This window comes from Ornithinibacillus liuyingii, assembly GCF_055550225.1.
Window position 1 is genome coordinate 87,351 of the sequence record NZ_JBPWOS010000014.1, and the last position, 14,822, is coordinate 102,172.

Sequence of the window (14,822 nt, forward strand, 5' to 3'; positions counted from 1 at the left end):
TCTATCTTCCTCCACTCTTGATTTTAAGAAATCAAAAGTGATCTTTTAACACCTTTTTATTGCCATCCACAATAGCTAAAGAAGCCACCTTCTGTTAGCTTTCCCAATAATTTAACAATGTATAGATTTTGTATAGGGGAGGTTAGTATGATAACGCTGAGGTATTTTGTAAATTAAAGGGGGTTGGAGGGCAATTACACTATTAGAAATGATATTTCTAGTGTGAATATAACGAGTGGTCGGAATTTGTCTATATATCTCTATATATGTAGAAATGTGCAATACTTTTTTTTATTTAATTAGTTTTAATGAAGCTACACAAATAAATCTTTGAAAGGGAGGAACTAAAATGCAAAGCTACGATATTACTTTTCGGAAGATAGGAATTATGTACTTAATTTTTTTACTAGTTTTCACGGGGATAGGAGGAAACATAGGAATTCCTGTCAGCTATGCCGCTGAAGAAGGCACCTACGTCTCAAGCGATGGCGATGACACCACAGGTGATGGAACTCGAGAAAATCCTTATGCTACCTTACAGAAAGCTTTTCAAGCAGCTAATGATCAAGGAACTATCTTTATCATGGACGATATTACATTAATGCATCCATTCCCTACTTTGAAAGTGGCTAAGAGCGTTACAATCACCACAGCCCCTGAAGCCACAAATACTGCTGTGATTAAGCGTGGAGCGGTAGGTGGTACTGGAACAGGAACACTTTTTGATTTGGAAAACTCTCACCTTACATTGAGAAATATTGTTATTGACGGTAGCTTTGGGGAAGGTCCGTCTCAGGGAAGAATAATAAATGTTAATGCCAATGCAAAATTGACCATTGAGGATGGTACGATTTTACAAAATAATTATTCTGAGTACCCAGGTAGTGCAGTCATCCTCAATGGTGCGAATGCAGTTCTAGAAATGACGGGTGGAGAAATTACCGGTAATAGTCATAGGACTTTTGGTGCGGTACTGATCAATTTTTCTCAGACAAGAGTTATTATGACTGGAGGCAAAATCACGGGCAATAATGGCGGAGGAGTCCATGTGCGAAATAATGTTACTGGCGATTTTATCTTATCCGGAGATGCGGTCATTACAGATAATACAATAGAGGGATTGGAGCGAAATGTCTTTTTGGATGGCCCTAATTCTCTTACGCTAAGCAGTAATTTTACCGGGAAAGCAGGTATTACTGCGACAAACAGGATGACAAAGGGAAGTACATTTGGCTTAGCAAACGAAGGAACTTTCACGGGGCTAGAGAATCTGTTTGCCGACAATGACTCATCTCTATTTACTGTGTATGGTGGAGGTAATGCATTAGAATGGAACTCGATTGATAAAACGCTGTTGCAAGAGAAAGTAGATGAGATTAATGGCGAAGATCTAAACGAATTGAATTACACAACTGAAAGCTGGCAAGCATTACTAGAAGCGCTTAACATGGCTCAAGAAGCGTTGGATAACGGCGAATCTACTCAGGAAGAAGTAGATCAAGCCCTTGCCAACCTGGAAGCAGCAAGAAATAACTTACAAGTTCCCCTTGTTACGCCAGGTGGAGTTGGAGATGGACTTACATCTTGGGTAGATGTAGGGAAAAGTTCAGTAAGGGATAATAGTGATAGAGTAACCAAATTGCAGGATTTAGCATTTGATAGAACTTGGGATGTGGTTGGAACTTCTGCACAGCCTTACAATGCCTCGAATATTAACTTTAATCCAGGGCTTACTCTTGATAGCACTGTAGGCTATTACGCCACTTCCAGGTTTGGTCAGAATGATACAGCTAGGGAAATTTTCTCAGTCCAGATTAGTAGAAATCATACTGGTTTTCCATGGGAATTTGGTAGTAATCACTTGGGATCACAGTATGGTCTTAACAAATCACAAATTAGGACATCATTTTTCTCTACAAGTAATAGAACGGTTAATTTACCCGATAAGTATAATTTGCTAGAAAGTCGCGTATTAAATATTAGAAGCTCAAATGAAGAATGGTCCCTTTCTCTAGACGGTAATCAGCTCGCATCGTTCGATAATAATGCTGTGCAATGGTCTTACCCAAATTTAAGTACCTACTACATCGGAGCTGGTCATAATAGTCGTTATAACGGTTCAATTTCAGAAGTTATTTTATTCAATAGGGTACTAACTTCAGTTGAACGACAGCAAGTAAATAGTTACCTTGCGATTAAGTATGGGTTGACTTTAGAAACCGATTATTTGGACAGTAATGAAGGAATTATGTGGTCTGCTGCTGCTAACGAAGATTATAGTAATCGCATTACCGGATTAGGACGAGATGATAATGGTGCCCTATATCAAAAACAGTCTGTCTCTAATGAGAAAGATTCTATTGTAACCATTGCACTTGGAGACACTATTCAGAACTCCAATGAGGAGAATGGAAACACTATATGGAATGATAAATCATTCTTTCTATTTGGAGATGACGGAGCAAGTACTGAATTTATCAATCCAATCGACAAGACTGATGAATCATTAAAACGGATGGAACGGGTTTATAAAGTTCAAAAAACAAATTGGCAGGATACGAATTCTGCCGGTGAGGATTCAAAAATCACGTTACAGATTGAAAAGGTAAAAGGTGCTGATGAGTGGCCACTTTATGTCATTGTTAGCTCGGATGATCACTTTGGTGCTGAGGATTCATTTTATCTCATTGAAGATGGTAAAGTCACCATTGACACCAAGAATTTTGGTCCTGTTTCCTATTTCACTATAGCTGCAACTGTACCACAAATTGAAGGGGGTTCCCTAGAGCAGACGGAAACAGAAGGTACTCGTATCGCTTTAACTTTTGACCATGAAGTTAATCTTTCAAGCTTAGATGGTTTTACCATCACTGTTAACGGCGAAGAAGTGGCTATTAATGAAGTTACTTTTGAGGTTGACCCTAATAATCAAAAACAGCTAGTTCTTACGCTACCAGACGGAACTCATGTGACAGATAAAGAAGTTAAAGTACTATATGATGGAAAAGGGAATTTAAAAGGGACAAACAGTGTACCTGTAGACGGATTTGAGCAGATTGTAACAGATGAATTTGCTTCCTCATTACAAATCACGAAACCTAGTGAGATTGCTAAAACAAGCAAACCAATTATAGAAGGTACTGCAAGTCCAGAAGCAACAATATCAATTGTTATTAAAGATTCTGAGGGTAACATAGTAGAAGATGCTGGAGGCACTACAACGGTGGATGAAGATGGAAATTGGTACTTCACTCCGAATATTGATTTAGAAGATGGACCGTATACCGTTGAAGTGACCGCTTTAAAAGATGGTAGAACTGCCACAAAAGCAAAGGAATTTATAATAGAATCAGTCGACAAAACTGCATTGGAAAGTAAAGTCGAGGAGATTAAAAATCTTGATGCAGCAGACTATACCGAAGAAAGCTGGCAAGAACTAGACAAAGCTCTGAGCAAAGCACGAGAAGTATTGGACAACGATGAAGCTATACAAGAAGAAGTCGATATAGCATTAGAGCAGTTAAATAATGCCTATGAAAGTTTAAGCAAGTGGGTACCAGAGTTACTATCTGTTGAGGTTAATGTACAGGATAAAATCGAGTTGATCTTTGATAAATCAATTGATTTAGATAATATAGATGGATTTACTGTTGAGGTCAATGGTCTAGAAATTAGCATAACTGATTTTGAAATAAACGGAGAAACTCTTACATTGCTGTTAGATGGAAAAGTAGAAGAAGGAAATAGCGTAAAAGTAATCTATAAGAAGGAAGAAGGGAACTTAAGGGGCACAAACGGTGAGCCAGTCGCTAGCTTTGAAAAGGAAGCAACAAATAATGTTCCAGTCAATAAAACAAGCTTGCAATCAAAAGTTGAAGAAATTAACACAGAAAATCTTCAAGATAAAGACTATACGGAAGAAAGCTGGCAAGAATTACAGTCTAAATTACGAGAAGCGCAAGAAGTATTAGAGAATCCAGATGCATCTCAAGCGGATGTTAATGAAGCTTTAGATAAACTAGAGCTAGCGTATAATTCTCTGACCAAATGGGTACCAGAGTTAGAAACAACAAAGGCTAATGAACTAGATAAAATTGAATTTACGTTTGATAATCCAATTGTATTAGATAATTTAGATGGATTCACCATTGAAGTGAATGGTCAACATGTGGTAGTAACCGACTTTAAAGTAAACGGAGATAAATTAACCTTACTACTACCAGAAGCAGTAGAAGGCGGTTCCGCTGTAAGAGTAACCTATGACGCGGATACAGGTAACATAAGAGGCACAAATGGTGAACCAGTAAAAAGCTTCGAAAAAGAATTGACGGTAGTTGACAAATCTGCATTAGAAGCAGAAATCGACTTGCGAGAAACACTGAATGAGAAGGATTATTCTCAAGATAGTTGGGAAGCATATGAAACTGCATTACAAAATGCTAAGTCTGTATTTGATAATCCTGAGGCAACTCAGGCAGAAGTGGACGCAGCTCTTAAAACTTTAGAAGAAGCTTATCTCAATTTATCGGTCGACAAATCTAAGCTACAAGCTAAAGTGGAAGGAGCCGATAGTTTAGTAGAATCGCACTATAGTACGGATAGCTGGGCCACTTACCAAGAAGCTTTAGAAAAAGCTGAAGCAGTTTTAGCGGATCCAAATGCGACTCAGACAGAAGTGGATGCAGCTCTTAAAACTTTAGAAGAAGCTTATCTCAATTTATCAGTCGATAAATCTAAGTTACAAGCTACAGTGGAAGAAGCTGATAGTTTAGTAGACTCACACTACAGTACGGATAGCTGGACCGCTTACCAAGAAGCTTTAGAAAGAGCTGAAGCAGTTTTAGCAGATCCAAATGCGACTCAGACAGAAGTGGATACAGCTCTTAAAACTTTAGAAGAAGCTTATCTCAATTTATCAGTCGATAAATCTAAGTTACAAGCTGAAGTGGAAGAAGCCGATAGTTTAGTAGAATCGCACTACAGTACGGATAGCTGGGCCACTTACCAAGAAGCTTTAGAAAAAGCTGAAGCAGTTTTAACGGATCCAAATGCGACTCAGACAGAAGTGGATGCAGCTCTTAAAACTTTAGAAGAAGCTTATCTCAATTTATCAGTCGATAAATCTAAGTTACAAGCTAAAGTGGAAGAAGCTGATAGTTTAGTAGAACCGCATTACAGTACGGATAGCTGGACCGCTTACCAAGAAGCTTTAGAAAAAGCTGAAGCAGTTTTAGCGGATCCGAATGCGACTCAAGCAGAAGTGGATGCTGAATTAGCGAAGTTAACCGAGGCTTACTATAACTTAACAGTTAATAAAAAGGGTCTACAAGAAAGAGTAAATGAAGCAAAATCGTTAACACCTAGCGATTACAGCGAAAAAAGCTGGAATGTTTTCGAAAAAGCTCTAATAGAAGCAGAAAAGGTGTTAAATGACTCAAATGCAACTCAAGATCAAATCAACGATGCCTATACTAAATTAGTAGAAGCTTATCTAGGATTAACTGTTGACAAGCAAGCACTAAAAGAGCAAGTAGAATTAGGAGACAAATTGGATGCTTCCGACTATAGTAAACAAAGTTGGGCAGCCTATCAAAAAGCATTGAAACAAGCAAAAGACGTTCTTGCTAATCCAAACGCGACTCAAGCAGAAGTGAATGAGGCATTAGATCAATTATTGAATACTAAGAATAACTTAAAAGAAATAACAGTTGAAAATAAATTACCTCAAACCTCAACTAATTTATACGAATGGTTGTTATTAGGAATATCATTATTATTAGTTGGATTTGTTCTTATTATTACTCAAAGAAGAAGAAAGGCATAAAAAGTCGAAATAAATAAGCTGACCCAAGGCCCCTAGTTATATGGCCTTTGGGTCGCTTTTTTTACAAACTAAAATCTCCCAGAAACTAAGAACATTATTTATATGACGTATTTTATTTGTAAGATGAATCTTAAATTAAAAAAGTAACAAATAAAGTCTACTTTTCCTTACAATAATAACTTAAGGTTAATGCCTATTTGACTTCAAAAAATAAAAAATGGACAGATCAATTCTGTCCATTGGGCAAAGATCCTGAAACTGCTTGCGTATATTCTTTTACTTATACAAGATTATGTGCAGGCTGTTTCATGTATTTAAATATGCTTCTCAATATTCGCATCATCCATTAATTCTTCTACTTTAGCCTGTAAAGCATCTGCTTCACGTTGTTGCGTTAGCTGCTGTTCGATGATTGGTTCTGCTTGCTCGAACTCCATGATATTTTGCATATCTTTCTTTAATTGATCATACGTCTCTTTTATATCATCTTCTGTTACTTCAGCAATCTCAATTTCTTCCTCAATAAATTGACTTAAAATTTGTGAAAAACGAATTTGTTCTTTTAAGGAATCCTCTGTTAAGTTATAGGTTTCTAAATAAGCCTCAAATTGCTCTTCATTTTCTGATTTTAACGTATCCAACTCTTCTTGTACGTTTTCCTCCGAAACTTCTATTCCTAGTCTTTCTGCTTCTTGCTTAATTAACTCTTGGGCAATAATCTCATTAAGCGTAATTTCCTTAATGTTTTCTTTATCTTCTATATCTTGTCCAAATTGAGAGGCACGAATTTTTGTTTGTAAATAAATCGTATTATAGTGATCACCTGATACTTCTGTATCATTAATGCTAATAACTACATCGTCATCTGCTACCTTTTCATCTTCTTCCATCGTAATATCCTGAGGCTGTACGGTCTCTTGTGCTTTCTCTTCCTTATCACCACACGCAGCTAATATAGCGATTAAACCTATCATCATGAAGCTTAATATTAATTTTTTCATGTTATACCTCATTTCCTAAGTAGTAGTTCTATTCAAACATAATTTGGACTATGAATGCAAGAAACTGCACCATTCTTATACGAAAGATCTTGAAGTATTGCCTATTACAGGGACACATAGATCATGAAAAAAGCAATCCCAATTTTATTAGGATTGCTTTTTTCTCTTATTCTAAGCTATCACTGATTTCGTTCACCATTTCCTCAACTGAGACCAATCCGCCTCCAGATAAGTACCAGAAATCAGGATTTAAATAAACAATATTATCATTTTGGTATGCTTTTGTATTCTCAACTAATTTATTTTCTACAAGTTGTTTCGCTGTACTATTACCTTCAACTGCTGCACTACGGTCAATAACATACAGCATATCCGGATCTTTCTCCACTACATATTCAAAGGATACATTCATACCATGTGTAGAAGCTTCAATGTTTTCATCAACTGGCTTAATACCGAATACATCATGAATTAAACCAAATCTTGAATTAGCACCATAGGCACTAATCTTATCATCATTCGCCAAGATAATTAAACCATTCACATCGCTAGCTTTTGCTTTTTCTTGTAAGCTTGCGATCGAATCTTCAATTGCTGCTAGTTGCGTTTGTACTTCGTCTTCTTTATCCCATATTTTTCCGATTATATCGAGGTTTTCTTTAAATGAATCCATGTAACGAGTCGTATCTACACCAAGATAAATAGTTGGTGCTAGTTCCGATAATTGGTCATAAAGTTCTGCCTGACGACCAGAAATAATAATTAGGTCTGGATCAATTTCTGCAAGCTTATCAAAGTCTGGCTCTTTCAAAGAACCAACATTTTCATAGTCATTACTCTCATACTTCGATAGATATTCAGGAATAGATCCTCCTTGAGGTACTCCCAACACATTAATACCTAGCTTGTCTAAGCTATCTAAAGTACCAAAGTCAAATACTACTACTTTCTCCGGATTTACTGGTACATCCGTTGTATCCAGCTCATGCTTAATACTAATCTTTTCTGCTTCAGCAGATTGCTTCGATCCTGTATCCTCTGAATCACCACATGCTGCTAATACGGTAAACAATATACTAATACTAAATAGTATTAAAATTTTCTTCATAAGGTATTTCTCCTTTTATGTTTATATTTATTAAGCTAATGTTGTATTACTTAGAATAGGGAAGAATTATGTCCCCCAAAAAGATACTGTTTCTATTTTTTTACCGCTTCATTATGTAATACGTGTCTTCCAATAATTGGCAGATGAGCCACTAGCGGAAATTGGAGCGCTCTACAATTTCCCAAAATAGAATCATTGGAATGAAACACGAAATCCGGGCATAATCATTTACCAACCAAAAAATATAAGGTATGATGAATTTGTGAGTTCCCTTTATAGTGGTTTGGTGATAAATGTTACCCTTCCATTATGAAGGGCTTTTTTATTTGGCGTAAAAAGATTCTCTCTATTCTTTTCACACAACATTAGATCTTAACCAATTAGTAATAGACACAGATTCGCTTATCGCCAACTTCTTGGATTTCAATATCCATGTCATATAGTTCCTTCAGAACACATGCGTCAATAACATCACACGCACGTCCCTGTTTCACAATCTTCCCATCCTTAAGTGCGACAATATTGTCTGAATAGCAGGATGCGAAGTTGATATCATGAATTACAATTAGAATCGTTTTTCCTAATTCATCAACTAACCTTCTTAAAATCTTCATGATTTGTGTTGAATGGCGCATATCTAGATTATTCAGTGGTTCATCCAGGAAGATATATTCTGTATCCTGAGCAATAACCATAGCAATATGAGCTCGCTGTCTTTGACCACCACTAAGTTCATCTAAATATTTATTTTCTAATTCCATAAGCTCCATATAGTTAAGAGCTTCGTCAATTTTCTCTTCATCTTCCTTCGTTAGTTTTCCTTTTGAATACGGAAATCTACCAAAAGAAACTAATTCGCGAACCGTTAACTTCAGATTAATGCTGTTCGATTGCTTTAATACAGATATTTTCTTTGCCAGCTCATTACTATCTGTTTTTAAAACATCTTGACCATCGATTTGAATGTTTCCGGAATCTTTTGCTATCAATCGAGTAATTATCGAAATCAAGGTACTTTTACCAGCACCGTTAGGGCCGATAAACGATGTCATCGTACCCTTTTCAATTTTCAGGGTAACATCATCGACGACCTTTTTACGGTTGTATGTCTTCAACAGATTTTTAACCTCTACCATGATCGATTCTCCTTTAACAAAAGATATAGAAAGTACGCGCCACCAATAAAGTTAATAATGACACTAATAGTTGTTTGGAAGGTAAATATCTTTTCGACAATAAATTGCCCTCCAACAAGTGCAATAATACTAATGAATACAGACGCTAGTAAAATATATAAATGACGGTATGTCTTCAAGAATTCATATGTTATATTGACTACTAATAGTCCTAAGAATGTTATCGGGCCAATTAATGCAGTTGCAACGGCTGTTAGAATGGAAACAATGATTAGAAGCCGTTTAATGACATAATCATAGCTTACCCCTAAATTAACCGCATCATCTTTTCCAAGCGCTATAACATCTAAATATTTATAGAACCTTATAAAGTACAGTAATACGAGAACAATGATTCCAATAGAGAGGTAAACTAAATCTTTGTTAACGTTATTAATACTTGCAAATCCTCTATCCTGGGCTACCATAAATTCATTTGGATCAATCAAAACCTCAAAGAATGATGTAAAGCTATTAAAGAACGTCCCCAAAATCATTCCAATTAGTAGGAGAAAGTATATATTATTTTTCTCTCCCTTAAAAAGGAACTGGTAAAGTAATAATGAGAATACAATCATTGCTGCAATAGAAACTAGGTAGTTAATACTGCTGTTCATCATAATAAGAGAATTAGATCCAAAGACAAAAATAATAAAGGTTTGGATTAGCATATATAATGAATCTAATCCTAGTACGCTTGGTGTGAGTATTCGGTTGTTTGTAATCGTCATAAATACCGTTGTGGCAAACGCAATAGCTCCACCCGTTAACACGATTGCTAGGACTTTTATAATTCTTCTTGGCAATATGTAACCTACATTGCCTTTTAAATCATAGAGAACATACAATACGGTTAATGCGATTGCTACGATAGCGAGAATGATTGTTTTTTTCTTATAGGCCATATTTCTTTCTCCTTAATAATAGGTAGATAAATATCGCACTACCTATTACACCAACCGTTAGGCTAATTGGAATTTCATATGGATAAATAATCGTTCGACCAACAATGTCACAGATCAGTACAAAGATGGCACCAAGAAATGCCGTGTGTAGTAGTGTTTTCTTTAAATGATCACCTTGATAGATCGCCACGATATTCGGAATAATTAATCCTAGAAATGGTATCACACCAACGGTTAGTACGACAGATGCTGTTACAAGTGCCACAACAACCAATCCAATATTGACTACTTGCCGATAATTAAGCCCTAGATTCTTTGAGAAATCCTCACCCATACCGGCTATAGTGAATTTATTTGCGTAAAGGAACGCTAACACTAAAATCGGAATACTAATATAAATAGCCTCATAATTCCCACTCATAATCATGGAAAAATCGCCTTGCATCCAAGAAGACATGTTTTGTATCAAATCATTCTTATACGCAAGAAACGTAGCCATGGAGCTGATAATATTCCCAAACATTAACCCAACTAACGGAATAAAAATAGCATCCTTAAATTTGATTCGGTCTAGTAGCTTCATGAAGATGAATGTGCCAATTAATGCAAAAGCAAAGGATACTAGAATTCTTTGTAGTGGACTAGCCGCAGTGAATACTAATAATGAAACTAGAACACCTAATCTAGCAGAATCCAATGTACCTGCAGTAGTTGGAGAAACAAACTTGTTTCTACTAAGCTGTTGCATAATAAGCCCTGCAACACTCATACTCATACCCGCAATTAAGATACTTACTAACCTTGGCAGTCTACTAACTAATAGAATTTGAGCCTGATCTTCTGTCAGACTAAACAAGTCTAGTGGTGTAACATCGGAAACTCCGATGAAAACCGATACAATAGACAAAACAATAAGCACGATAACCAAGTAACGTAATTTCATATGAAAAATCCTTTAATAATAATCATTATTATATTTAATTAATTCTAAATAAGAATGAGATTCATTATCAATTAAAAACCTCTATGTCGAGTATAGCACATATGGATAATCCGTCAATAAAAATAGAGCTACATTTTTCAACATTATATAGAAAAAAAGCCTGCTAGTTCTTTAGCAAGCTATAAAACAAATATTAGTCTTCTACTTCACAACCCTCGCCTGTGCAATAAGAAGTCTTAGACTCTTTTGGGTTGATGTTTTGTAAGGTCGGTTGTTTACTTTCTTCTTCCCATACTTTTTCTAATACTTCTTGAAACACCTCTTTAGGTTGGGCACCAGAAATAGCATATTTTTCATTAAAAACAAAGAATGGTACTCCACTAACCCCAATTTTCTCTGCAAGTTCTTCATCATCGCGTACACGTTTTGCATAGCGATTGGTTAATAGCAACTCCTCGACCTCTTCCAGATCCAATCCAACTTCGGTTGCGAGCCTTTTCAATGTAGAATAATCACTAATTAATTCACCATCAGTAAAATACGCATGCAATAGTTTTTCGGTTATTTCTGTACCTAAATGCTTCGTGTCCGCATACTTAGCCAGTCGATGGGCATCAAATGTGTTCGCATGTTGCATCGTTTCAAAATTATAGGTTAAGCCAACAGACGCTGCTTGTTTATCTACATTTTCATTTAATTGCTTAGCTTGTTCTATAGGCATCCCTTTCTTCGCTGCTAGAAATTCATGAATACTTAACTCTGTCTTAGCATCCGCATCCGGATACAACTCGTAGCTTCTAAATACTATTTGCACATTCTCACGGTATTCAAACTCATGTAAAGCTAACTCCAGCCTTCGCTTTCCTATATAACAAAAAGGACAGACAAAATCTGACCAAATTTCTATCTTCATTTATTACCGCACCTCTTTCCACTTACCAGTATTTTAGCACAACATTATTTTACATCGTAATGTTGTGCTTATCGTACTTAAATGTATTTCCCATAATCCGGCACAGCAACCTGATCAAAATTCTTCACGAGCTCATGTAATCCCTCTGTTAATTCATCTCCTTGTAGAGACACACCATGACCAGGGATAACCATTCTAGGGTGTAGTGATTGTAATCTTTCGACTGAGGTTTTAGCAGACAGCCAATCCGTTGTTAAATAGCGAGGTGGTCCACATACCTCTGGCTTTTGGGTAAGTACCTTATAAAAGGAATCCTGTCTAACACTAACAAATGCATCACCAGAAATTAACAGGCCATCTCGTTCACGAAAGAGTGATACATGACCAGGGCTATGTCCAGGAGTGTGAATCCATTTCCATTCCTCTAGTCCAGGTAGCTGACCGTCTTTTGGTAATGGTTTCAAGTAGGGTTTAATATTGATTGGTTCATTCGGGTATATGGCAGATAGTTTAGCAAGCATTCCACCTTCTACTGTAGAATCCGGTTCTGGATAGCTTAGCTCCCCAGTCAAATACGGAAATTCCGCTTCATGTGCATATACAGGAACATTCCAGCCATCTAATAAATCCACTAACCCTCCTACATGGTCAAAATGGCCATGGGTTAAAATTATGGCTTCCGGTTGACTACCCTCACCAAACCGCTCTGCTGCTTAATTGATAATTTCCGGTGCGGATTTAGGCATTCCAGCATCAATTAAATACCATTTCCTATCGCCGGGATTGCCAAGGAAAATAATGTTTACAATTTGGTTGGTATAATAATAAACATCTGTCGCCATCTCATGACCAATCCTACTCTGTAGCGATGTCATCGGAATATACTTAGAGTCACTGCTTTCAAAAATATCCTTATCCATTCAAAAGCTCCTTTTATCTAGTTTAAGATTAGTATTTGTTCGAGAGCTAGAACTATATAGGAAATTGATGGAAAAGGGGAAATTCCTGAAAATGAGTAGTGAAGTCCTGAAGTTAACCTGTCAAATCCTGAAAGAACATCAAGAAATCCCAAAGAATATGTCAACCTTCCCTTTCAACATATAAAAAAACAAGACTAAACGATCATAATCGCTCAGTCTTGCTCTTCCAGTAAAGATTTACCCATAATTGTAACTCGGTTCGTGTTCTTAAGCGCATTTAGGTTCTTAACTCCGATTCCGAACATCGTAATCTTTAGTTCAAATTCTATTTGTTCCATTACTTTAACAACTGCTTCAACTGAATCCGTTGCCGCTTGTAGGAGAGATCTAGCAAATCCGATCATATCTGCACCAATCGTAATTGCTTTTGCAGCATCAAGCCCTGTTTTCATTCCGCCACTAGCAACTAATGGGACTTCAGCTAATTCACTTCGTACAGAAACGATACAATCCTTCGTCGGAATCCCCCAGTTATTAAATGCCTCTGCTGCCGCCTTACGTAATGGGTCTTTCGAACGAAGCTTTTCTACCTGACTCCAGGAGGTTCCTCCAGCACCTGCGACATCCACGAATGCTACCCCAGCATCATACAATTTCTTAGCAACGGTGCCATCTATCCCAAAACCTACTTCCTTTACACCAACAGGGACTGTTAGCGATTTACATACTGCTTCTATTTTTGGAAGTAAATGTTCAAAGTTTAAATCCCCTTCATCTTGTATCACTTCTTGTAGTGTATTTAAATGAAGATATAGCGCATCAGCTTCTGTCATGTCTACAATCCTTTGGGCATGCTCTACACCATATCCATAGTTAAGCTGTACTGCTCCAAGATTTGCTATCAACGGTACAGTTGGCGCTTGCTTTCGTATTAAAAAGGACTCCTGATGCTTATCACTTTCTAACAATGCCCTAGTAGATCCAAGTGCAATTGCCCATCCCCTTTGTTCTGCTGCTAGTGCTAAGTTCTGATTTATTTCAGTGGCTAGCTCCGAACCACCTGTCATTGAGCTTACAAGAAACGGTGCACTTATTTCCTTTTGTAAAAAGGACGTATTAATTTCTATATTAGAGAAGTTAATTTCCGGTAAAGCATTATGTATAAAAGAAATTCCTTCTAATCCGGTAGATTTATTAACACCTTCGACTTGATCGGTGAGACATAATCGAATGTGTTCTGTTTTGCGTTTATTAATACCTTGTTCAGCCATATCCACACTTCCAATCCACGTTATCTATTTACAGTTTACTTGTTTCTTACTTTGAATGAAAGTAAAGTGATGATGATGTAAAATGCTCCTTTGATTCTTTATAATGAAGAAAAAGGGATCTTGAAAGGAGATATATTCATTGAAAGAGAAAGCGAGAGAATTCGCGACACTTGCCCATGCAGGACAAAAACGGAAAAATTCTAATGCCGACTATATTACTCACCCGATTCGGGTTGCAGAAAGACTTGAAAAAGAAGGCTTCTCTGATGAATTAGTTTGTGCAGGTTACCTTCACGATGTTGTAGAAGACACGATTTATGAAATAGAGGATATTGAAAAGCATTTTGGTAAAAGGGTAGCCGAAATCGTGGCTGCTCATACAGAGAATAAATCAAAGTCATGGAAAGAACGTAAGCAGCATACGATTGATACGATAAAGCATGCTGATAAAGAGATTAAATATTTGATAGTCGCTGATAAACTAGATAATTTACAAGGGTTAGAAAAAGACCTCATGGAACAAGGACTAAAAGTGTGGGACAGCTTTAATGCAGGGATAGATGAGCAAAAATGGTATAACGAATCCATTGTCCAAAATATGCGTTACGGTCTAGCTAATCATGAAATCCCACATTATTTCCAGGAATATGAGCAATTAGTCCGCCGCTTTTTTCAATAACATCCAACTTTTTTCCTACCAAGTAATGGTAATATAGAATCATTCTTCCATAAACCGACCAATTCCGACTAAATGTTTCGTAT

9 protein-coding genes and 1 pseudogene are annotated in these 14,822 nt (G+C 36.7%); 2 read left to right on the top strand and 8 right to left on the bottom strand.

The genetic code is table 11. From position 1 onward, the window contains the following. The first annotated feature begins 349 nt into the window (after positions 1 to 349). Positions 350 to 5,824 (top strand): DUF8202 domain-containing protein, encoded by a 5,475-nt coding sequence (locus ACSKT4_RS17185; protein WP_465823692.1) that lies wholly within the window; start codon positions 350 to 352, stop codon positions 5,822 to 5,824. Between the two features lie 314 nt (positions 5,825 to 6,138). On the opposite strand, the gene ACSKT4_RS17190 is transcribed toward ACSKT4_RS17185, so the two are convergent. The 8 genes and pseudogenes from ACSKT4_RS17190 to fni form a co-directional block, all read right to left on the bottom strand. Beyond that, positions 6,139 to 6,825, bottom strand: coding sequence for a SurA N-terminal domain-containing protein (locus ACSKT4_RS17190; RefSeq protein WP_465823693.1), 687 nt, complete (start codon positions 6,823 to 6,825; stop codon positions 6,139 to 6,141). Positions 6,826 to 6,991: 166 nt separating this feature from the next. Next, positions 6,992 to 7,933, bottom strand: a complete 942-nt coding sequence (locus ACSKT4_RS17195) for a siderophore ABC transporter substrate-binding protein (protein ID WP_186869617.1) — start codon at positions 7,931 to 7,933, stop codon at positions 6,992 to 6,994. A 380-nt stretch (positions 7,934 to 8,313) separates the two neighbouring features. Continuing rightward, positions 8,314 to 9,069, bottom strand: a complete 756-nt coding sequence (locus ACSKT4_RS17200; RefSeq protein WP_186869616.1) for an iron ABC transporter ATP-binding protein — start codon at positions 9,067 to 9,069, stop codon at positions 8,314 to 8,316. Continuing rightward, the gene (locus ACSKT4_RS17205) at positions 9,063 to 10,013 is read right to left on the bottom strand and encodes an iron chelate uptake ABC transporter family permease subunit (protein ID WP_186869615.1); all 951 of its coding nucleotides are present in this window, start codon (positions 10,011 to 10,013) and stop codon (positions 9,063 to 9,065) included. The genes ACSKT4_RS17200 and ACSKT4_RS17205 overlap by 7 nt, the downstream gene beginning before the upstream one ends. Next, a complete protein-coding gene (locus ACSKT4_RS17210; RefSeq protein WP_186869614.1) occupies positions 10,003 to 10,956 on the bottom strand; it encodes an ABC transporter permease in 954 nt (317 codons plus the stop codon). Before ACSKT4_RS17210 ends, ACSKT4_RS17205 begins: the two co-directional genes overlap by 11 nt. A gap of 193 nt (positions 10,957 to 11,149) precedes the next feature. After that, complete coding sequence (locus tag ACSKT4_RS17215; protein ID WP_186869613.1) at positions 11,150 to 11,869, bottom strand: DsbA family oxidoreductase; 720 nt, start codon at positions 11,867 to 11,869, stop codon at positions 11,150 to 11,152. 77 nt (positions 11,870 to 11,946) lie between these two features. Beyond that, a pseudogene (locus tag ACSKT4_RS17220) lies at positions 11,947 to 12,789 on the bottom strand (MBL fold metallo-hydrolase). A 212-nt stretch (positions 12,790 to 13,001) separates the two neighbouring features. Further along, complete coding sequence (gene fni, locus ACSKT4_RS17225; RefSeq protein WP_186869611.1) at positions 13,002 to 14,060, bottom strand: type 2 isopentenyl-diphosphate Delta-isomerase; 1,059 nt, start codon at positions 14,058 to 14,060, stop codon at positions 13,002 to 13,004. 139 nt (positions 14,061 to 14,199) lie between these two features. On the opposite strand from fni, the gene ACSKT4_RS17230 reads away from it, so the two are divergent. Then, positions 14,200 to 14,739, top strand: coding sequence for an HD domain-containing protein (locus ACSKT4_RS17230; RefSeq protein WP_186869610.1), 540 nt, complete (start codon positions 14,200 to 14,202; stop codon positions 14,737 to 14,739). Positions 14,740 to 14,822: the final 83 nt, after the last annotated feature.

Bases quoted from the DNA above. Each gene is read 5' to 3' on its own strand.
- ACSKT4_RS17185 (WP_465823692.1), top strand. From the start codon at position 350: ATGCAAAGCTACGATATTACTTTTCGGAAGATAGGAATTATGTACTTA.
- ACSKT4_RS17190 (WP_465823693.1), bottom strand. From the start codon at position 6,825: ATGAAAAAATTAATATTAAGCTTCATGATGATAGGTTTAATCGCTATA.
- ACSKT4_RS17195 (WP_186869617.1), bottom strand. From the start codon at position 7,933: ATGAAGAAAATTTTAATACTATTTAGTATTAGTATATTGTTTACCGTA.
- ACSKT4_RS17200 (WP_186869616.1), bottom strand. From the start codon at position 9,069: ATGGTAGAGGTTAAAAATCTGTTGAAGACATACAACCGTAAAAAGGTC.
- ACSKT4_RS17205 (WP_186869615.1), bottom strand. From the start codon at position 10,013: ATGGCCTATAAGAAAAAAACAATCATTCTCGCTATCGTAGCAATCGCA.
- ACSKT4_RS17210 (WP_186869614.1), bottom strand. From the start codon at position 10,956: ATGAAATTACGTTACTTGGTTATCGTGCTTATTGTTTTGTCTATTGTA.
- ACSKT4_RS17215 (WP_186869613.1), bottom strand. From the start codon at position 11,869: ATGAAGATAGAAATTTGGTCAGATTTTGTCTGTCCTTTTTGTTATATA.
- fni (WP_186869611.1), bottom strand. From the start codon at position 14,060: ATGGCTGAACAAGGTATTAATAAACGCAAAACAGAACACATTCGATTA.